Annotated in this window: 16 protein-coding genes and 1 pseudogene; 5 read left to right on the top strand and 12 right to left on the bottom strand. The window is 53.3% G+C overall.

Annotated features, from left to right (window positions below; all coding sequences use genetic code 11):
• Positions 1-9: 9 nt before the first annotated feature.
• The 5 genes and pseudogenes from WG929_RS01505 to WG929_RS01485 form a co-directional block, all read right to left on the bottom strand.
• A complete protein-coding gene (locus WG929_RS01505; RefSeq protein ID WP_416204586.1) occupies positions 10-513 on the bottom strand; it encodes a hypothetical protein in 504 nt (167 codons plus the stop codon).
• Positions 514-838: 325 nt separating this feature from the next.
• Positions 839-958 (bottom strand): annotated as a pseudogene (locus WG929_RS01500) (helix-turn-helix domain-containing protein); the annotation flags it as partial.
• Positions 959-1,114: 156 nt separating this feature from the next.
• Positions 1,115-2,755 carry a chaperonin GroEL gene (gene groL, locus WG929_RS01495; protein ID WP_416204585.1) on the bottom strand — a complete coding sequence of 547 codons (1,641 nt, stop codon included), beginning with the start codon at positions 2,753-2,755 and terminating at the stop codon, positions 1,115-1,117.
• A gap of 56 nt (positions 2,756-2,811) precedes the next feature.
• A complete protein-coding gene (locus WG929_RS01490; RefSeq protein WP_369857281.1) occupies positions 2,812-3,105 on the bottom strand; it encodes a co-chaperone GroES in 294 nt (97 codons plus the stop codon).
• A 168-nt stretch (positions 3,106-3,273) separates the two neighbouring features.
• Positions 3,274-3,753 (bottom strand): FxsA family protein, encoded by a 480-nt coding sequence (locus tag WG929_RS01485; protein WP_416204584.1) that lies wholly within the window; start codon positions 3,751-3,753, stop codon positions 3,274-3,276.
• A 353-nt stretch (positions 3,754-4,106) separates the two neighbouring features.
• Between WG929_RS01485 and WG929_RS01480 the strand changes: the two genes are divergently transcribed.
• The 4 genes from WG929_RS01480 to WG929_RS01465 all read left to right on the top strand — a co-directional run bounded on the left by WG929_RS01480 (position 4,107) and on the right by WG929_RS01465 (position 6,865).
• Positions 4,107-4,865 carry an SDR family oxidoreductase gene (locus WG929_RS01480; RefSeq protein WP_416204583.1) on the top strand — a complete coding sequence of 253 codons (759 nt, stop codon included), beginning with the start codon at positions 4,107-4,109 and terminating at the stop codon, positions 4,863-4,865.
• 104 nt (positions 4,866-4,969) lie between these two features.
• Positions 4,970-5,305, top strand: coding sequence for an MGMT family protein (locus WG929_RS01475; protein WP_416204582.1), 336 nt, complete (start codon positions 4,970-4,972; stop codon positions 5,303-5,305).
• 122 nt (positions 5,306-5,427) lie between these two features.
• The gene (locus tag WG929_RS01470) at positions 5,428-5,997 is read left to right on the top strand and encodes an NUDIX hydrolase (RefSeq protein ID WP_369857277.1); all 570 of its coding nucleotides are present in this window, start codon (positions 5,428-5,430) and stop codon (positions 5,995-5,997) included.
• Positions 5,998-6,049: 52 nt separating this feature from the next.
• A complete protein-coding gene (locus WG929_RS01465; RefSeq protein ID WP_416204581.1) occupies positions 6,050-6,865 on the top strand; it encodes a hypothetical protein in 816 nt (271 codons plus the stop codon).
• A gap of 15 nt (positions 6,866-6,880) precedes the next feature.
• On the opposite strand, the gene WG929_RS01460 is transcribed toward WG929_RS01465, so the two are convergent.
• From WG929_RS01460 to fliS, 4 genes are all read right to left on the bottom strand, one after another.
• Positions 6,881-8,254, bottom strand: coding sequence for a sigma-54-dependent transcriptional regulator (locus WG929_RS01460; RefSeq protein ID WP_416204580.1), 1,374 nt, complete (start codon positions 8,252-8,254; stop codon positions 6,881-6,883).
• A 29-nt stretch (positions 8,255-8,283) separates the two neighbouring features.
• Positions 8,284-9,570: a sensor histidine kinase gene (locus WG929_RS01455; RefSeq protein WP_416204579.1), complete on the bottom strand. Its 1,287-nt coding sequence runs from the start codon at positions 9,568-9,570 to the stop codon at positions 8,284-8,286.
• Between the two features lie 206 nt (positions 9,571-9,776).
• Positions 9,777-11,246 carry a sigma-54 dependent transcriptional regulator gene (locus tag WG929_RS01450; RefSeq protein ID WP_416204578.1) on the bottom strand — a complete coding sequence of 490 codons (1,470 nt, stop codon included), beginning with the start codon at positions 11,244-11,246 and terminating at the stop codon, positions 9,777-9,779.
• A gap of 401 nt (positions 11,247-11,647) precedes the next feature.
• The gene (fliS, locus tag WG929_RS01445) at positions 11,648-12,097 is read right to left on the bottom strand and encodes a flagellar export chaperone FliS (RefSeq protein WP_416204577.1); all 450 of its coding nucleotides are present in this window, start codon (positions 12,095-12,097) and stop codon (positions 11,648-11,650) included.
• Between the two features lie 360 nt (positions 12,098-12,457).
• On the opposite strand from fliS, the gene WG929_RS01440 reads away from it, so the two are divergent.
• Complete coding sequence (locus WG929_RS01440) at positions 12,458-14,560, top strand: methyltransferase domain-containing protein (RefSeq protein WP_416204576.1); 2,103 nt, start codon at positions 12,458-12,460, stop codon at positions 14,558-14,560.
• Positions 14,561-14,574: 14 nt separating this feature from the next.
• On the opposite strand, the gene WG929_RS01435 is transcribed toward WG929_RS01440, so the two are convergent.
• From WG929_RS01435 to WG929_RS01425, 3 genes are read right to left on the bottom strand one after another with little or no spacing between them, the layout of a single operon-like run.
• Positions 14,575-17,109 carry a cellulose synthase subunit BcsC-related outer membrane protein gene (locus WG929_RS01435; protein WP_416204575.1) on the bottom strand — a complete coding sequence of 845 codons (2,535 nt, stop codon included), beginning with the start codon at positions 17,107-17,109 and terminating at the stop codon, positions 14,575-14,577.
• On the bottom strand, positions 17,106-18,167 hold the full coding sequence (locus WG929_RS01430; protein ID WP_416204574.1) for a family 8 glycosyl hydrolase: 1,062 nt from the start codon (positions 18,165-18,167) through the stop codon (positions 17,106-17,108). The genes WG929_RS01435 and WG929_RS01430 overlap by 4 nt, the downstream gene beginning before the upstream one ends.
• A complete protein-coding gene (locus WG929_RS01425) occupies positions 18,167-20,428 on the bottom strand; it encodes a cellulose biosynthesis cyclic di-GMP-binding regulatory protein BcsB (protein ID WP_416204573.1) in 2,262 nt (753 codons plus the stop codon). The genes WG929_RS01430 and WG929_RS01425 overlap by 1 nt, the downstream gene beginning before the upstream one ends.
• Between the last annotated feature and the right edge of the window lie 94 nt (positions 20,429-20,522).

Raw genomic sequence — 20,522 nt, 5'->3', positions numbered from 1 at the left:
CTGACTGTGTTATCGCTCCAAGCCGAAGCCTCTATCTTGCGTCTGCTGGCGCTCTTGATGGCGTTGATCCACTTGATCAAAAGCATCTTTGACAGAGTGCTGTTGGGTCTCGTTGATCTGGCGGTAGAGCTGTTCTTTGAATTGCTGAGTGTCAGCCTGTTGCTGCTGGTCGATCTGGGTGATTTCGCGCTGTAGGGCTTGGCGTTCTTTCATCTGAGTAAAGATCAGCTCATCGCGTTCTTGTTGGTCACGCTGTAAGGCTGCCAAGGCTTCCTGTTCATTACGCTGGATCGTGTCTCGATATTTACCAGTGAAACGATGCCATAAGCCTTTCATGCCTTTGGCGAAGCGTTGCTGTCTGCGCTGGCTGTCTTGTTCCCAGCGTTGTTGCTGGCGTTGTTTTTGCTCTGCGCGTTCGGTTTGGTGCTGCTTTGCAAGGTGTTTACGCTCTTGGGTCAGGCGATCAATGCGGGGCTGGTATTGCTGCTGTAGGGCGGCAAGGTGCTTGTGCACTGAGTTTGTCAGTTTGGCGCTCTGTCACCCTAGTTGTCCAGTAGGCGTTTTCGCCTAAATTCATCTCAGAGTGGGTCAAAAGGATTGCTATGCCGCGCTACTCAGTTGTCCAAAATACTGCGTTTAAGCAGCACATTTATTCCGTTCAATCTCCTGCAGTTTTGCAGGATTGAGTGATACCGCTCCTGCAACGTTGCAGTTTCGGGTATCGCCAGACCAGCGTCTGGGATTTTGTTGCTTAGCGTGCTCGTACACCACTTTCCGGTGAGCCAGAAGTGCATGGTCTTCGCCTCGATGACGTGCACCAGGCGTAACGAAGTTGATGCTGCTGATGCTTTTTCAGCACACGATAGAACGTGGACTCCGATGCGAGGTAGATGCCCTTGTCAGCCAGACGCGGTACGATCTGTGAGGGCGGCAGGCTCTGATATTCCTGCAGGTTGCAGGTGTCCACAATGAATGGCCTCTTCCTCTGACTGGGTCAGCTGGTGTGGCTGTTCCGGTGTTGGGTGTTGGGCAGCGCAAATAAAAACCCGCGCTGATTACTCAGCGCGGGTTTTTATTTGGCTTGGTAGCCGGAGGATGATGGAGGTTATTTACCTCACATCATGCCGCCCATGCCACCCATTCCGCCCATACCACCCATGTCTGGCATGCTGCCGGATTCTTTAGGAATCTCGGCAACCATGGCTTCAGTGGTGATCATCAGGCCAGCAATGGAGGCTGCGGCCTGCAGGGAAGAACGAGTCACTTTTGCTGGGTCGAGAATACCCAGTTCAATCATGTCGCCGTACTCGCCAGTGGCAGCGTTAAAGCCGAAGGCGCCTTCGCCTGCTTTAACTTTGTCGACAACCACGGAGCCTTCGGCACCGGCGTTGGCGGCGATCTGACGGATGGGCGCTTCCATCGCACGCAGGGCCAGTGCAATACCGACGTTCTGGTCTTCGTTGTCGCCTTCAACCGCTACGCTGCTCAGAGCACGGATCAGGGCAACACCACCACCAGCAACCACGCCTTCTTCTACCGCAGCACGGGTAGCGTTCAGGGCATCGTCTACGCGGTCTTTTTTCTCTTTCATTTCAACTTCAGAACCGGCGCCTACTTTGATAACGGCAACACCGCCAGCCAGTTTGGCGACACGTTCTTGCAGTTTTTCTTTGTCGTAGTCAGAGGTAGATGAAGCCATTTCTGCACGAATCTGTTCAACACGGGCAGAAACTTCTGCACCGGAGCCTGCGCCATCAACAATCACGGTATTTTCTTTGCTGATAACGACTTTTTTGGCCGTACCCAGCATTTCGAGGCCTGCGGTTTCCAGTGACATGCCGACTTCTTCGCTGATGACCTGACCACCGGTCAGTATCGCGATGTCTTGCAACATGGCTTTGCGACGGTCGCCGAAGCCTGGGGCTTTAACCGCAGCCACTTTGAATGTGCCACGCAGGTTGTTTACAACCAGTGTTGCCAGTGCTTGTCCTTCTACGTCTTCTGCCACAATCAGCAGTGGACGGCCAGATTTGGCGACGTTTTCCAGTACTGGAATCAGTTCTTGCAGGTTGTCGACTTTTTTGTCAACCAGCAGGATCAATGGGTTTTCCAGCTCGGCGGTCATTTTTTCTTGGTTGTTGACGAAGTAAGGTGACAGGTAACCACGGTCAAACTGCATGCCTTCAACCACTTCCAGTTCGTCTTCGAAGCCTTTGCCTTCTTCAACGGTGATGACGCCTTCTTTGCCGACTTTTTCCATGGCTTCTGCAATCAGAGCGCCTACGGTTGCATCGGAGTTGGCAGAGATAGTACCCACCTGGGCAATGGCTTTGCTGTCGGCACATGGCTGGGACTGGGCTTTCAGTTGTTCGACAACGGCGGTGGTTGCCTTGTCGATACCGCGCTTCAGATCCATTGGGTTCATGCCGGCGGCAACGGCTTTCAGGCCTTCGTTGACGATGGCTTGTGCCAGTACGGTGGCTGTTGTGGTGCCGTCACCAGCTTTGTCGTTGGTCTGGGAAGCGACTTCCTTGACCATTTGTGCGCCCATGTTTTCGAACTTGTCTTCCAGTTCGATTTCACGTGCAACAGAAACACCGTCTTTGGTGATGGTTGGGCCGCCGAAAGACTTTTCCAGTACGACATTGCGGCCTTTAGGGCCAAGTGTCACTTTAACGGCGTTTGCCAGTACGTTGACGCCAGCCAGCATTTTTTGACGGGCATCGTTGCCAAATTTAACTTCTTTAGCGGACATAATGTTCTTTCCTCAAAATTATTCGATTACAAACGGGAATCAACAGGAAGCGTGAATCAAGCTTCCAATACGCCGTAGATGTCGCTTTCGTTCAGAATCAGCAATTCTTCACCATCGATGTTGATGGTGTTGGAACCGGAGTATTTGCCAAAGACCACGGTGTCGCCCACTGCAACAGCCAGAGCCTGTACATCACCATTGGTCAAAACGCGACCGGTACCGACAGCTACCACTTCGCCCTGGTTTGGTTTTTCAGCGACAGATCCTGGCAGCAAGATACCGCCAGCAGTGGTTTGCTCTTCTTCCTTGCGACGAACAACAACACGATCGTGTAAAGGACGGATTTTCATTTGAGGTTGTCTCCAATGTGTAAAGCAATGTTTGCGGTATGCGGGGCAGAGGGTGTCATACATCCGCCCCAAATCTGTGTGTTTCGATAATTGGGACGCCGCGATGGTTTTCAACACCCCAGCGTAAAAAAAATTGTATTTGGTGGCATCTGCAATATGCCGTGCGGCTCAGTCTTCGCGACGATATTCGCCTTCAATCACTTCCGGGCGATGGCTACCAGGTTCAGGCCGGTCGGCAAAGGGAGATGACTGTTCGGCAGCAGACCGAGTGGCAAAACCGCCTCCGGCGACCACGACTCGGGGTTTGATCAGTTTCAGTACATGGCCAACCAGCGCCAGTCGGACGACGGGAGCCAACAAGGCAAATCCGACCGCATCTGTCAGAAATCCGGGGGTCAGCAGCAAGGCGCCAGACAAGGCCAGCAAGAAGCCTTCTGCCAGCTCGCGCGCGGGCAGTGTCCCTTCCTGCATTTTCTGGCTGGCACGCATGAGTACGCCCATGCCCTGCTTTTTAAGAATATTGACGCCAATAATGGCGGTCACAAAGATGATCACCAGCGTCCAAGTCACACCGATATAGCCGCCTATTTTGATTAAAACAGCCAGCTCTAACAGCGGCACAACAATAAACAAGACTAAAAATGGCACGATTACCTCCAGGTCTGTGCTTGGTATTCTGTAGGGTTGGATACTCCAACGCCCGAAAATTCCAATCGATGTGATGCGCTGGAAGCAACCAGAGCGCTTCATGTTGTTCTTAATCGGGGCGCATTGGGCAAAAAGCAAGGGCAGAACAGCGGCATATAACAATCCTTTGGGCCTTCGGCGCTGGTCTACACCAAAAGCAGGGTTGGGAGGAAACAGCCATTGCTTATACTGGGCCGATTTTTCACGGCTGTCCGGTTGTGTTGAGCAGAACCGCCAGCGGCTATTGATGGCAACACTGAACTTTTTTATGCAGGGTAGATGGTTGCCTGTCCCTGTTTACAACGGAGTACGCTATGAATTTGCAAGACAAAGTGATCGCTATTACGGGTGCCGGCCAGGGCCTTGGCCGGGCAATGGCTGTTTATCTGGCCGCTCGCGGAGCACGTATTGCGGTGATTGATATCAATCAGGAGCATATGGCTGAGACGCTGGGTCTGATCGAGGCGGCGGGCAGCAGTGGCCGCAGTTATCGCTGTAATGTGGCGTTGGAAGATGAGGTAGAAGCCACCTTTGCGGCGCTTGCCAGTGACTTCAACGGCTTGCATGGTCTGGTGAATAACGCCGGGATTTTGCGTGATGGCCTGATGGTGAAAGTGAAAGAAGGTGACGTCAGCAAGCTGTCGTTAGCGCACTGGCAGGCGGTCATCGACGTTAACCTGACCGGGGTGTTTCTTTGTGGCCGAGAGGCGGCGGTGCAGATGATCCAGCACGATTGTCAGGGTTGTATCGTTAATATTTCCAGTATTTCCCGTGCCGGTAATATTGGCCAGAGTAATTATTCTGCCGCCAAGGCCGGTGTTGCCAGTCTGGCGACAGTCTGGGCAAAAGAACTGGCCCGTTACGGTATTCGCGCCAATGCCATTGCGCCGGGGTTTATTGCGACCGAAATGACCCAGAGTATGAAGCCGGAAGTACTGGATAAAATGACCGCCGGAATTCCAGCCCGTCGCACCGGACAAGCGGATGAAATCGCCCATACCGTGGCTTTTCTGATGGAGAATGATTATATGTCGGGCCGGGTCGTCGAAGTGGATGGCGGCTTGCGTATCTGATTCGGGCTCAGGCAACATTGATCCCAGTTGCATACCGGGGTGTCCAGCCCCCTGGCATTGTGGTTACACTGTCGGCCCAAATACGACCAGGACAGGCCGCAACTATGGTTATTGCGCCCCGCTCGGTGGCTCCGGTCACGCCTAACGATATTCGTTTGTTTACCCTGCTCGCCAGCGTTCCACCTGGCCGGGTGGTTACCTATGGTCAGTTGGCCGATTTTATCGGTGCGCCGCGACGGGCGCGCTGGGTAGGCCAGCTACTCAGACAATTACCGAAAGACAGCAGTCTGCCCTGGCATCGTGTTATTAATGCCCAGGGCAAAATCAGTTTGCCGATTCTTGAAGGTGGCCGGGAACAGGCTGAGCGCCTGCGGGCAGAAGGCGTGCTGGTGTCGGCCGATGGGCGTGTCAGTCTGCGGCTGTATCGCTGGATGCCTTGATGTTCGGCTATTCTTTGATTGGTATTTCTAACAGATAGTTCTCTGACAAATAGTTCTCTGACAGGTCAATTATTACCCACCCTGGCCCTGCCCTGTCGCCATCCGGTTTATGGAGCCGTACCATGCTGACGTCAATTCTGATCGGTTTTGTGTTGCTGCCTTTATTGGTCACAACGTCCATTATGGTGGTTGCCGAGCCTCCCGCCGGGGTGATCGCCTACACTTGCGTCGGCCCACAAGCTCAGGTGCTGCTGGCCTACGACAACGGCAAGAATCGTAATGGCTGGGCGGCCTTTGGCGGTCATGGCGAAGACGGCGAGCGCATTGTTGATACCGCAGCCCGTGAGTTCCGAGAAGAAACCGGTTGTATGTTTGCCACCCCCTTGCCAGCTGATCTTGAAGGTCGCAAGCGTTCAACGGTTGGCCCTTTCTATACTTATGTGGCGGAAGTGACCTACGTTGATCCGGCGTCGATTGCCGCCTCCCAATGCGGTACGCCACGCGAGCGTAAGGACTGGATCTGGGTCAATCTGGAAGATCTGGTGGTTGCCTTGCGCAGCGGCGATGATGTTGCCGACGCCAGTATTCCAGGCAAGCGCTATCCCTTGTGGTTTGCCGGTCGACTGTCGTTAAAACAGGCGCTGAACGATGGTTTGCTGCCAGACTCCAGCGCGGTGTGTCTGCAAAACTAGTTCTCGTCCGGTCACAGCCCTTGCCCACTTATCTTTTGCCGAGGTTATCCTGGTGCTGATTCTGGCCAAAATCCTGATTACATTTTTGACGGTTGTTTTGCTGGCCCGTGTTGCTGAGCAAATGAGTCCTCGGCATGCGGGGTTATTGGCCGGATTTCCGCTGGGAACCGGTATTGCGCTGTATTTTTTTGGTTGGCAACAGGGTACAGACTTTGCCGCGACCAGTGCGGTGTTTACGTTGTCGGGATTAACGTCAGCGGTTTGCCTGGCTTGGGGTTATTGGCAGGTGATTCGTCGGCATACCGGTTTGCACTGGGTGCCGGTCGCGATGATTTCCGGTCTGCTGTGTTTTTTTGCCAGCAGTTGGCTATTACAGCAGTTACCGCCCCATCGTGGCTTGGGTTTGTTGGTGGTGGTCGGGGCTATTGTGTGCTTCCACACGCTGTTTCGCGCCATTGACGAGACGGCCCCGCTGAGCAGCGATCCTTATATTGGCGCAGACTGGTTCCACAAACCGCTGGTACGCCTGTTGTTTCGCGCTGCCATGGCAACGTTTACCATTTTGCTGATTACCGGGCTGGCGGATGTACTTGGCCCACAACGCGCTGGATTACTGGCTGCCTTCCCGGTGAGTTTTTTTCCACTACTGCTGATTTTGCACCTGGGCCAGGGTGCCAGTGTGGTGGCCCGCACCATTCGCCATTACCCGGATGGCCTCGGGGCTTTGGTGGTGTATGCCCTGTGTGTCAGCTATACCTACCCCGTGCTGGGATTGCACTGGGGCACCGTCGTCTGCCTGGTGGCCTCGTTGCTGTATTTGTTTGTTTATGGCTACCTGCGGCAACGGCTGCTGCGACCTGCCGCTTGAGTCCGGCAATCGCCGCTAAATCATGGCTTCGACGTCGAAGCCCTCTTCCCGTAGCCGGGCCATTTTGTAACGCAGCGTACGCGGGCTGATGCCCAGTCGTTCGGCGGCGTCCTTGCGGCTTGGTTCTTCCTTGATGGCCTGCAAGATCAGCTCAACCTCACGATGTTTGAGATCCTGACCCAGACGACCCTCATCCTGAACGATATCGACTTGCACCGCTTCCAGCGGTTGCTCTAGCTGGGGGTGTTTATTGCCGGGCACTGGCGTTAACAGCAGGTCGTTGACAAACAGTTGCGGGCCGGTCTGTAAAATCAGTGCCCGTTGCATGGTGTTGTCCAGCTCGCGGACGTTGCCTGGCCAGCTATGCTGCAGCAGTTTGTGCTCGGCTTCTTTCATCAACTGTGGTACCCGGCGTTTCATTTTCTGGGCGTGGTGCGCCAGCAAGCGTTGAGCCAGCGGCAAGATGTCGTCAACCCGTTGGCGTAATGGCAACCACTGCAACGGGAATACACTGAGCCGGTAATACAGGTCTTCGCGGAATTTGCCTTCAGCCACATGATCGGCCAGGTCGCGGTTGGTGGTGGCGATCATCCGTACATCCAGGTTAATGACTTTTTTGCCACCCAAACGCTCAACCTGCCGCTCTTGCAAAACTCGCAGTAACTTGGCTTGCAGTCCAGCGTCCATTTCAGAAACTTCGTCCAGTAACAGCGTGCCACCCTGGGCCTGTTCAAATTTACCGGCCGAGGATTGATAAGCGCCGGTATAGGCACCTTTTTCGTAACCAAACAGGATGGCTTCCAGCATATTTTCCGGTATCGCTGCACAGTTAATGGCGACAAACGGCTGCTTATGGCGCAGGGAATGCTGATGGACATAGCGCGCCAGGACTTCTTTACCAGTACCGCTTTCACCACTGATCAATACCGTTGAGTCGGTCTGTGCAACACGTTCTGCCATCTGGAACAGTTGCCGGGTGGCGGTGGCAGCGCACACTGGTGCCTCTTCTTGCCGGGATTTGGTTGTTCCCTGTGGGCGTACATCAAAGGGCTGCAGTAACGCATCCAGTTCACTTGGCTCAAAGGGTTTCATCAAGTAGTCGTTTGCACCCCGTTGCATCGCCAGCACCGCCTGATTGACATCGCCATAGGCAGTCATCAGTACCATCGGTAGCCAGGGGTGTTCCTCGCGTACATGACTCAGCAAGGCAAGTCCGTCCATTTCCGGCATATTGATATCGGACAGAATCAGATCCGGCTGCTGCTGTTGCAGTGCCAGTATGGCTTGCTTGCCATCGGCAGCGGCAATCACCTGATGCCCTTTCAGTTCGAGACTGTCGACCACGGCTTCACGCAGTTGCGGATCATCTTCCACGACCAGAATAATCATAAGGTTTCCTCAAGGAGTATCGGAGTCAGTTAACTGGCCAGCGTGGTTATCGACGGCAAACGAACTGCAGCGGCCAGACCACCCAGATCGGAATCTTCCAATGTCAGGATGCCCCCGTGGGCACGGGCAACGGCTTGTACCACCGCCAGACCCAAGCCGGTACCGTTGGCTTTGGTGCTGTTAAAGGGTTGCAGTACCCGTTGCTTTTGCTCGCAGGTCAGGCCAGGGCCGTTATCGGCAATCACTACCGAAATGCCGGGCTCTTGCTGATCGCCGGTTTGACGGGCGGACAGAATCAGCTGAACTCTGGGTATACCGCCATCACGACCGACTTCCAGGGCATTGTTCACCAGGTTCATCAGGCAGCTGACCAGCGCATCGCGGTTACAGCGAATACGGCTGGCTGGGCAGTTGTTCTGAATTTCACAATGCCCCTGGTGTTGCGCCAGTGGCACTTCCATGGCGGCCTGAAGATCCTCAATCAGCTCCGCAATGGATATTTCGTCGTGTAAGGGTAATTCTCCACGGGCAAAAATCAGCATGTCGCGTACCTGGTGCTCAAGGTGGCGTAATCGTTCCAGCAGCTTGCTAGCAAAACGCTCACGGGAAGCATCGTTCAGGTCGGCATCGGCCAGGTGTCCGGCATAGAGTGTCGCTGCGGCCAGCGGAGTGCGTACTTGGTGCGCCAGTGACGCCACCATGCGTCCCATCGACGACAGTCGCTGATGCTGGGCCAGCTTGCCTTGTAAGGCGCGGGTTTCGGTCATATCAGTAAGCAACACCAGCTGACCGGGTTGCTGGGTCATGGGGGTGGTACGAATCAGTACCCTACGGCCATTCACCAGCGAGACTTCGTGGCCATCATCATGACGCGGTGCAAAACAGCGCTGGACAACCCGGCGCCAGCGTTGGCCAACCAGACTGCCAACGTCGGCCAACCGTGCCAGCAGCTGCTCAGCGACCGGGTTGGCTTTGGCAACACAGCCATTCTGATCCAGCAACAGTACACCAGCAGGTAGCAGGGTCAGCAGCTGTTCCAGTTGATTGGCCAGACGCTCTTTTTCTGCCAGTTCTCGCATTCGCTCGGCAGATACCTGAGCCAGTTCGCCGCTCAGCTGTTCAACCTGGCTTTCAAGTTGCTCGCAGGAGTCCGTCAGCTGCTGTGACATGCGACTGAACATTTGTAACGTGTGCTGCAGCCCTTGGCGTTCCTGATTGCGACCGCCAGCCGTCATCGCCATAACTGCGGCGGTGTCTTCGACGGTTGGGGCGACATGGGTTTGAACCGAATCGATACTGGCTGTGGACATCGTCATAAACACCTCACCATTCTGCATTTCTGTCGCCAATAAATCAGCGCTCAGTCAGATAAAGCAAAGGCTGTGCCCACTTCAAAAATAAATATAACTCATTGATATTTATTGATTTTTTGCAGGGTAATTTTTTATCCGCCAAGATACAGGCATAAAAAAACCGGCTCTACGCCGGTTTTCTATCACTGCAATACCAACTCACCGAAGGGTCAGGCAAAGTCTTTTTCCTTACGTTGCAAGTTGTACTTGCGCATTTTTTCGACCAGGGTAGTACGGCGAATATTGAGTTTTTCAGCAGCACGAGCAACAACACCATTGGCATCATCCAGCGCCTGCTGTATCAATGATGATTCCAGGTCGGACAAATATTCACGCAGATCCAGTCCGTTCACGGGTAATAACGCGGCGCTCTCCAGATTGGCTGGCGGCATCATTTCCTGAGCGAGGTCATCACCAGGCTCACTCGCTGCGGCCAACGCTTCTTCTTCATCGTCTTCAAAGTGGCGGAATTTTTTCGGCAATTCGTTGACCCCCACCACACCGTACGGGAAAAGGATCGCCAGTCGTTCGACCAGGTTAGCCAGCTCACGAACGTTGCCGTGCCATTCGTGACGACACAACGACATGATCGCAGCGGAGTTGAAGCGAATTGAGCCTCGTTTTTCGTTCTCCAGACGAGCGATCAGTTCATTCAACAACAGCGGCAAGTCTTCAACCCGCTCCCGTAATGACGGCATTTCGATAGGGAAGACATTCAGACGGTAATAAAGATCTTCACGGAAGCCGCCGTCTTCAATCATGTTTTCGAGATTTTTGTGGGTCGCGGCAATAATGCGGACGTTCGTTTGCTGTGTTTTGTTACTGCCAACCCGTTCGTAGGTATGTTCCTGCAACACTCGCAAAATCTTGACCTGCATACTCAATGGCATATCGCCAATTTCATCCAGGAACAAGGTGCCGCCTTCGGCCAGCTCAAAGCGTCCGGGACGGCTGGCAATCGCACCGGTAAAGGCACCTTTTTCATGCCCGAACAACTCACTTTCCAGCAACTCTGCCGGAATGGCACCACAATTAACTGGTACAAACGGTTTGTTACGCCGACTGGAATGATAATGGAGGTTACGGGCGACCACTTCCTTGCCGGTGCCTGATTCTCCCAGAATCAATACACTGACGTCTTTATCTGCCACCTGCATGATCAGCTCACGTACCTGCTGAATATGGCGACTGGTGCCGACCAGGCTGCGGAACAGCTGGATGTCACGTCGCTCACTGCGGCCTTCACTATGGGAATATTGTTCGCGATAAAGCTGGCAGCGGTGCAGGCTGTCTAGCAATTTGTTGTAACTGGGAGGAGATTCTACGGTGGCGATCACCGAGCGACGTACGGAGTCCGGGAGACGATCCAATCCGTGATCTCGGCCAAGACAGATAATCGGCGCTGACTTGTCCCACTGGTAAACGGCTGTCATAACACCATGGAACAGGCCTCGACTGTCATCACCGACCAGCACAGCAGAAATATCCTGGCTGTTATTGGCACGGCGAGTGACTTCTTCCTGCCAGTGCTGACTGTCACTGACAATGACTTCCTCTCCGAGAAAGTCAAGAATCACTTGCATATCGTGACGACGCTGGTGGTCGTCATCGATCAGCAGGATTTTAATTTCTCTCCACATACGCAATCTTCCTTTATTTCAGGCAGTGCCTTATTCCACTTCCACTAAAAAACAGCGAATTCTCGTTGTCTGTTGATGGCTTGACCGGAAGCTAACTGGATAACCAGGGATACTGCCCGTCTGTTCACAAGAGCACCGAACTGTTATTTTTTATTTTTGGTGTCATCCAATTGACTCATGTCGTTCAGTTAAGTGCGTATTTTTGACGAAGTCAAATAATCGACGCAGCAATTCATCACAAACGTATCTGACGTAACATTAGCACGACGGCAGACTACCCCATCGCCCTATTGTCTTACAATACCTGAAATAAGTATTAGTAATATCAATGACTAACAGACGCCTGGAAGATGACACCGTCATCACCCAAACGTTCGTAATTGCCCGTCAGATCGCACGGGTCAGGCCGAGATGTGCGTATTTGCACCCTGATAGCCTGAGAGCGGCTCGCGATTCCCCGAATGAGTCAAATAATCGTCGCGAATACCATCCCAGCCACGCTTGACTTCCAGCATCAAGCTCATGACTTCTTCAATCATGTCCGTATCATTGGCTCTGGTCGCCTGCAGCAGCCGACGATTCATGTAATCGTACAGCCGTTCAAGATTTGCAGAAATCTCTCCGCCGGAGCTGTGATCCAGACTGCTTTGCAAGGTGCTGATGATTTCCATGACACGCCCTAACAGATTGGCTTTGGTGACCATATCACCCCGTTTAATGGCCCCTTTGCTTTGGGCCATACGGGTTAATGCGGCTTCCATCAGCAGTTGGATCAGGCGATGAGGATCGGCATCCAGTACTTCTGAGGTCGTGTTCACTCGCTGGTATTGCTTGGCGCCCGATGGGTACATAGGGTCTGCTCCTTCCATTGTTGTTCAGCTTCTGTTGGCTGTAGCGGCCAAACCGGCGTTTTCTTTAACAAGAAGGTTGCCGAATTAAGCGATCAAGCACATGCGCCGGGCATCCGCTGGCGGCAAACTACTTCCGCCAGCCCGGTAAAAAGTGACCTTCCCTGCCACCAAAAAACAAAAAACTCTTTACAAATCATAATGATAAAAGATGGCACAAGCTCTGCTTAGGCTATCAGCAGATGGTTGCTGTCAATCGCCTGATAACCTGGGGAGCCTGCTAATGATCGGCTTGCCGTTACATCAGATCTGAATCACCAGCCACGGAATCCACATCGCCGGGGTATTTACGAGGGCATTTTCATGGCAAACCTGTTGCCACAATTAACCTTCCAGGGATCAACATCCCATGCTTCCGCTTCGATACGGGCGCGATCGTTGTATATGGCCGCCAGCTTCGCTTACGCCCAGGCTGTTGAAGATCAGGATACCTTGACACTGCAACGCGCTTTGATACAAGCCGAACAGGCTTATCAGCTGCAGCCGGAAAATCTTCAGGTTATTAATCTGTTAGGCCGCATTTGTATGCGTCAGGGCCAGTTGATACCTGCCAGAAATTGGATAGAAGTTGGCCTTGCCATCAAACACACCAGCCCGAGTCTGCTGTACAGCGCCGGGCTGATCGAACTGGAAGACCGACGACCAGCCGTGGCTGAAGACTACTTTTTGCGTTCCTCACAGCTGTCCAGAGTGGCCACCCGAGCGCCTTTTTACCTCGCCCATGTGCGTCTGCAACAAGGAAAATACGCAGCGGCTTTTGAGGATTATCGTCAACTGGTGCGTATCCACCGCGATGATGTATTGCTGCAGAGTCGCTTGCTTGAAGCCGCAGCCGGTGCCAGCGTTGATGGCTATTGCCCGGAACTGGCAGCCGAGGTGGTCGATTATCTGCAATTGCCAGGTGATGTTTCCTCTCTGGCCAGGCTGGCGACACAGCTGTTGCAATGCCGCTTTCAGGATCTTCAACAACACGCCCTGTTAGGCATTAACCAACTGACACAAGAACCGCTGCTGCTCGCCAGCTTGCACCACATAGCCCTCAGTCATCCACTGTTGGAGCGCCATCTGACCCAAATGCGATTCAGCCTCCTGCAGGGCTGCATTCATACTCTGGAGCTGGACACTCAATACCTGCCGCTGGTGCTGGCACTGATTAGCCAAACCGGGATAAACGGAGGTTGTTGGGCCGAAACTGATGGTGAAGCCAGGCAACTCCAACAGCTGACCCGATTATTGGAGTATTGGTTGGAGCAGGCAGCAGACCAGCAGGATTCAATACTGCCAGCGCTGCTCATGCTGCTGATGTACCGACCGCTGACAGCAACCGGCTTGCTCGACAAACTGTTTGCCATCCCAGATGACTGGCCCGAGCCACTACGGCATTACCTCATCACCCAGATCAATAACGAACAGCGTCAACGTTTGCATCGCCCAGTCATTCCGACCTTTGGTACGCCAGATCAGGCGCTGATTTCCCCGCCGACCTCCAGCCAAAGCGCCACTCGGAACCAGACCCTGCAGGCTGATAACTGCCTGTTTTATCCTCGCTGGCGTCCATTGCAACAGCATCCGCAAGGGAATTATTTTAGTCACCTAAAGTGCCTGTTCCCAATGGCTCTGGCTGCTCTCTCGATCCCCACAGAGCACACAGCGGAACTCTTGGTAGCGGGATGCGGAACCGGTCGGGAGGCCTTCAAACTGGCCCAAAAATTCACTCCCTTGAACGTCACCGCCATAGACCTCAGTCGTGAGGCATTAAGTTATGGCCGTGCACACCAGACCGATATAGATGTGTCGATTGACTGGATGCAGGGTGATTTGCGCCAGATCAGCTGGCTGGGAAAGCAGTTCGATGCCATTGAATGTGGTGGTGTACTCCAGCAGTTGCCCAACCCCCTGAGCGGGTTGCTGGCACTGGCCGAAGTACTGAAACCAGGAGGCGTGATCAAAATCACCTTGCACAGCAGGGTGGCAAGACAGGAAATCACTCGCCTGCGCCAGCAACTGGACACAACAGCCATGACATCCGCCACCGGATTGCGGCAGCTACGCTACGCCTTGATGGAAACCGCTCTGGCAACCACTGCAGGCCTCTCGGAACAACAGTGTCAGCAGTTGCTGCAACGACCGGATTTTTACAGCCTCAGCGGTTGCTACGAGCTGCTGTGCCGCAACCGGGAGCAGTTGTTTGATATCAGCGATGCCAGCAGCTGGCTGGCCAACGCCGGACTGCGCTGGGTTGGCATGCAGGCGCAGCCAGAAGCCGAGCAGTTGGCCCGACAGACTTACAGCTGTCCGGCTGGTGAACTGACACCGGAACAGTGGCAGCTTCTGGAAAATCAGTCACCTGCGTTGTTTATCGGCAGGTACCAGTTTTATGCCATCAAACCTGCCCATGACCAGTGACGGCCGATGACAGATCATCGGATGGTATTGATCCAGTCCGGTAAATCAGCCGTCAGCACTGAACGCCTTGGATCCAGCGTCAAACGTACCGCTAACATAAATCCGAATTCATTAAACTCGGGCGACAAGCCATAGAAGACTCCCCCGCCCAGCTGGGCATGAGGGTCGGTTTGTACCATGCCAAGCAATTCTAAGCCGAGATACATACCGCCAACCTTGTTGTTGGTATAAAACTCCGAACACAGGTTACTTTCCAGTGGCAATAAAGGTGCGCAGTCTTCCTGATGCTGCTGGTAACCAAAGTTAACCTTGCCCTGAACCACAAAATCGCGCTGTTCTCGCGTCAGTGCTGTCAGTTCACCACCGTATTTAAACAGCTGCTGCGGACTGAAATAGCCCCCATGCCCCAGCGTAAATTTGCTCAGATTACGGTCAAAACGCTGAAATTTGAAGGTTGGCCCGAGCGTGATACGTTCCCAATCGTCGTTGCTCCATTGCTTTTGCGCCGCCAGGTTGAATTCCATTTCGTCATTGGACGCCACTCGCGTACCCGATAACGAGGCACTTTTCAAACCCGCAGAAGCGCCAAAATCCTTACCCAGACCCAAGAAAACCCGCGCTGAAAATCCCTGGCTGTCGACAGCTCCCCAGGAGACTCCCTCGTAAGGGTCATACAAGCCGACGTACGACAGAATCGACTCCTTTATAGGATGGGAAAACAGCTCAAGATTGATATTGCCGCGCTGCATCTGGTAATCCAGCCCCAGATATCCCTGGGTACGTGGCGAAATAGGGGCATTGCTAGGCGTCAGACCGATGGCAAAGTAAGGTGATATACGCCCTTCGTAGCGATAATTCAGCAGCAGGTCGACGGCATTATTAATCTCGGTTGTTGGCGAGTATTGATACGTTTCTTCCTGACCTGGATAGCTACCGATCAAGGCAAAATCCTGCAAAGTACCGCTATTCAACGTCACACCTGAAAGCTGCAAGTCGAAAATATGACGACGATAGCTGAATTCGCCGTTGAGTAGCGGCAAACGCTGGGTATCCAGTTGGCTAGTGCCACTGTCGCCCGAACGGAAATAGAACAGCATTCCTCCCAGTAAAGCGGGAGACCCCACACCTTGCAGTTCCGGGTACTGCTCTGGAGCCTCGTCGTAAGCGGTCCGATAATGCCCGGTATTAAAAGCTTCCTCACTGTTTTTGGCACTGAGCAACCCTTGTAGCGGCCCTGGTTGCGCTTCGGCGGCTTTTTCCAGTTGCCCTCGATCGGTGTCGTACAGGCTGTAATACAACCCCTGGGCCAGATCTTCAGTAGGATCTTCGCGGTAAGCCCTTTCAAAGGCTGTCGCGGCACGTTGCTTGTCGCCGGTGTGGTAGGCCGCCCAGCCATACATGGCTTCATCATCGAGACTGCGCGGGGTGTATTCCGCTGCTTCGTCCAGATATGCCATCGTCCCGAGGTAGTTTTCTTCGTCAAAAGCAGCACTGGCCCGCTGCGACAGAATACCCCCCAACATATCACGCATCAGCGGATCGCTGAGGTTGCTGCGAGCCAGCGCTTCGGCTTCATCCAGACGCCCAAGACGCCCCTGAATCGTTGCCATTGCCTGTATTGTTTGCTCGGATGGCTCCCACTCATGAGCACGCTTGAACCATTCATCGGCCTGGATCAATTGTTCATCCCGATAGAGTGCCCAGCCAAAAATCAGCGCAAAGCCGCTGTCTCGTTGCTTGATCACTTCCTTCTCAAAATCAGGAATGGCATCAATAACAACACCGTCATCCCCATCTTTGGCGGCAACCAATACGCGGCTGCGCAACAATGCCCGTTGCATCAGTGACAGACTGGTTTTACTCATGCGATTGCTCTTGCGCGCCGCTTCCGTCTGATAGATGGCATCCATATCTGCCAGCGTCAATTGCTGCTGCGCCCGACGAAAGGTATTCAGCCGGGTGTCATCCGCCTGGCAGTCTTTCATCATCGACAGATAGATCTGGCGCGTGCTTTCCAGATCGTTCGACTCATAGTAGGCGTCTGCCAGCGTCCAGAGGTTGTAGTATTGTCCACAGGTAAATAATCCAGGATCACGCTGCGACAAATAGATAATACTGCGCCAGTTTTCGGTCGCTACCGCCTGATCCAGTTCCTTTTTGTTTTTCCCTGCTTCCAGCAGTTCCAGCATCTTGCGCGGCGGATTCCACTCCGGGTAATTCTGCTTCAGTTCGGTAATTTTGCTGTCCATACGCTGATACTGTTCCATTTGCAGCCACTGCCACAAACGTAACTCTTCGCGCCCCAGCGCCTCAGCCGCTGGATTAGGGGCTGCCTGTGTCTGAGGTACCCGGATTTTGGTGGTTTCTGCCGTTGGCAGATCATCCTCCAGAATATTGGTTTGACCTGAGGTGCTGACTGCCAGTAAAAAAGTATCACCACGAACAGCAGTAAATGGATCAGCCACATCCTTCGCTGTGCCAAACGCCACATGAGTCGACGAAATCATCAGGCCACCCAGCAGCCAGGGACGAAGTGTGGACAATGTCATTGCAGAAATCGCTCCTTGTAAGCCACCCGGCTGAGTAACAGCAGGCTGGCTGAATAATAATCCTGACCTTTGAGGTCTTTGGTGAGTGCCGTATCAGGGGCGGCAACCGAACCGGTGCTCTTGGCGTTATCGATTGCCCGATCGGTCAGCTGCCAGATGGCCCGAAAACCGTCAGGTGCCGGATACTCAGCTTCCTGACCGGATACCACATCAACCCAGGCTGGCATATAACTGCGCTTGCTGGTTTGTTGCCAGAACAAACGACTGTTGTGAAGCAAATCAGACGTGTATTCACCCGACCACACCAGATACAGAGGCAGCCGTACTGCCTCATAACCAAAACGTGACGGGTGGTCAGGGGCAGGAATCGGTACCGTGGTGGCGGTTATTTCAACCCAGTCTGGCGGCAGCTTCCAGTCGCCCTGGGACATAATGCGAGTGAGCTGTTTACCACTGTCCACCAGAGCCTGCCAGCGGCTGTCCGGCACCAGACGATCAAGCGCCTGCAATGCAGGGTAAACCCAGTACGACAGGTTAATCTGCCATCGGTCTTCGTGGTGAAAGCCATATTCACCCGGTAACAATACGGTGTTGTCTCCGACCTTGAAGACCAGTTTTTCGAGGATATCCTGCGCAATCAGACGGGCGGCTTCACGATAATCCGGGTTATCCCAACGCTCTGAAGCGCGGAGTAATGCCCAAGCAATCAGCAAGTCGCCGTCGGTCGCATTGTTTTTATCCTTGACCCCGTCTGCGGGTGACCAGCTCCAGGCAAACAGCCGATCATCCCGTATCTGCAAATGGGTACGGGTCCAGCTCCAAAGCTTTCTGAAACCTTTGCGATCGCCGTAGGCCGATGCCAGCAGCATCGCATAACCTTGGCCTTCCGAATGACTGATGCCCTTGTTACCGCTATCCACCACAGCTCCATCAGCTTGTACAAACGCCTGTTTATACTGTTTCCAGCCACTGTCCATCATGGCCGCCGGCTTACCGGCACCACAGGAAGCGATGACTACAACGCAGAGATAGCAAAACGCCTGTACCAAAGGATGCATTAGTGATGAGTTTCCCTGAAACGTTTTAATAACCAGCGAATAAACAGGGCAAGTAGCAGCAAGAACACCAGCAACATACCGATAAATACCCATGGATCGGAAGAGAAGTGGTAAATCAGCCAGTTGGAGAATCGCGGCTTGCCAATATGATAGCGTTCACCCAGAGTACGAGCGTAGACCTCTTCTTCACCGGCCTTCCAGGCGGTGACATCACCCTGTACGTTACTCCAGATTTCCGGCGTAATAAGTTCTCGCGACGTCTCCAGCAAGTTTTTACCCGATCCGGCAGTAAACAAGGTCACGGTATTGCCATAGTCTCCTCCCTGGAACTGCATCAGCAAGCCAAAGTCACCCAGACCATTGCCTTTCAGGGTCGGGTTAACATAATTGAATTCATGGGTGCCATATTCATCGGCATTGATCCACAAGCGCGAGCCTTCATAGCGAGGTTGCTGGCCAACCCCGGTGGCACGGGCGTATTGCAACAAGCTTTCTTCTCCTAACTTGATCGGCGCCAGTTTTAACAGATCGGCATCCAGGGTTTGTACCGTACCCACGACAATCAGATTGCCACCATCAACACCACGAAAATCGCCAATCCGATATTGCAGATCCATCGAAACATGGCGCATCACCTCTGCCAGCTTGCCCATCAAGGTCCAGGAGGCAGCCAGGACATCAGAGTCATTACTGCCCAGACCCACGACTGTCGTTTCACCATCATCATTGAAGCTGTAGGGGAAGCCGGTCGTTGCCATCAAACGCATGTTCGGCATCTGCACATAGTTGTCCAGGCCGTTAAACTCGATGGTGGTGTCGTCGTACAGGGTAAACAGCAAATTATTATCGTTTCGTATCTGGCACTCTGCCGAGTTGTCCGTAATCATGCTCGCGGCAAAGGTAATCGTATTTATACCGGGCTTGAGTGACCGGGTAGGTATGCTGATGGTGTGACGGCGCACGGCCTCACCCTCAACCTCACTGAGACGTACCACGTTTTCAAAACGGCCGTTAATAAAAATATTAAAAACAGAATCACCGCGCATACCAGCACCGTAAGCAAAGTGCAGATTCAGTTCAACATGGCTGGTTTCAGAAACATAGACGTCGGGCGGTAACATAATCTCGACATCGACACTGCCCCCTCCGGCACCGCGCATGGTGGTTGTCTCATAGCCGAAATCATATAGCCGATAGATCGAGTTCTGGGACACCATGTCCGCAGCTGCAAATCGTGGCAGATGATCCATCCTCAAACCGGAGAAATTGGCGGTCGCCTGGTCTGGCAACGGGAAATTCAGGTAACCCAGAATACGCGCCGCCGTAGCGACGTCTTCAGGCTTGATGCCGGAAACGACCAGAATAAAGTGCCTTGGATCCTCATCCATGGGGAACACACCGAGATAAGGGCCAGAGACGGTATTAGCCCAGCTGCTGCCCAACATTTGCTGTAAATCAGCCTGGGTTCCTACAATGATGGCATCGCGCCCACGCAACGGTTTCTGGTCGAGATAAGGAAAGCGGTAATTCTTCAGTCTCTTGTTATCTGTGGTGTTCTGATACTGCAGTACTTCATGAAAAATTTGCGGCGTTTTGTATTCCAGGTGAACAGCAGCGGCCTGAGAAACCATAGCGCCCCAGGTTGCATATTCTGACGTTGGGAAAACCGGTGTTGCCACCGTCAACTGATAATCGCCCAGCCAGCGCTGGTCGAACAGGGAATCAATGCCGGACAGCTTCGGATTGACTTGCGTCAGCTCACCTTCAAATTTCACATAGGAATTCTGCGTATCAATCTGGGACCAGAGTTCCGGGGCGTCAGGATCCTCGCAATCATAAGTGTAGTGTTGGGCAATGTTGAAAGAAATGCGGTTATAGCCCGGTTTGAAACGACTACTGGGCAAACGAATATCCGCAACCCCTTCCGGACGGGCCGGATTGAGAGGTATCTGGGCAACGACATTTTCATTTAGTTTGACGACCAATTGAGATCGTGCACCTACCAGAGCAATGGAATTGACGTACTCAAGGTGCAAGACCACCTGGTCAGGCACCATCCGCTGAGACAAGGGTATATACACTGGATAAATGGTCTGGGTGCCACGGAGGTCAATAGGGTTTGTCTGGCCAACCAGCTTGGCTAATGTCATGGTATTCGGAGGTAACGCCGCATTGCTGGCACCCAGAGCCAGAGTTGCCCAGCTCAGCAGACCAGCGCCAAAAAGCGTCATGAACCAAGCGCGAAATAAAGACTGCATCATTTTGTCATTTTTCCGTTACTTAAATGGTACGAAACACAGCATTGCCAACCGTTTCGCGCGATAAATCGGTACGTTCGTTTACCTACGTTCGTTT

The sequence above is a fragment of the Oceanobacter antarcticus genome (assembly GCF_044962685.1).
GTDB classification, from domain to species: domain Bacteria; phylum Pseudomonadota; class Gammaproteobacteria; order Pseudomonadales; family Oceanobacteraceae; genus Oceanobacter; species Oceanobacter antarcticus.
This window is presented reverse-complemented; position numbering and strand designations above follow the sequence as displayed.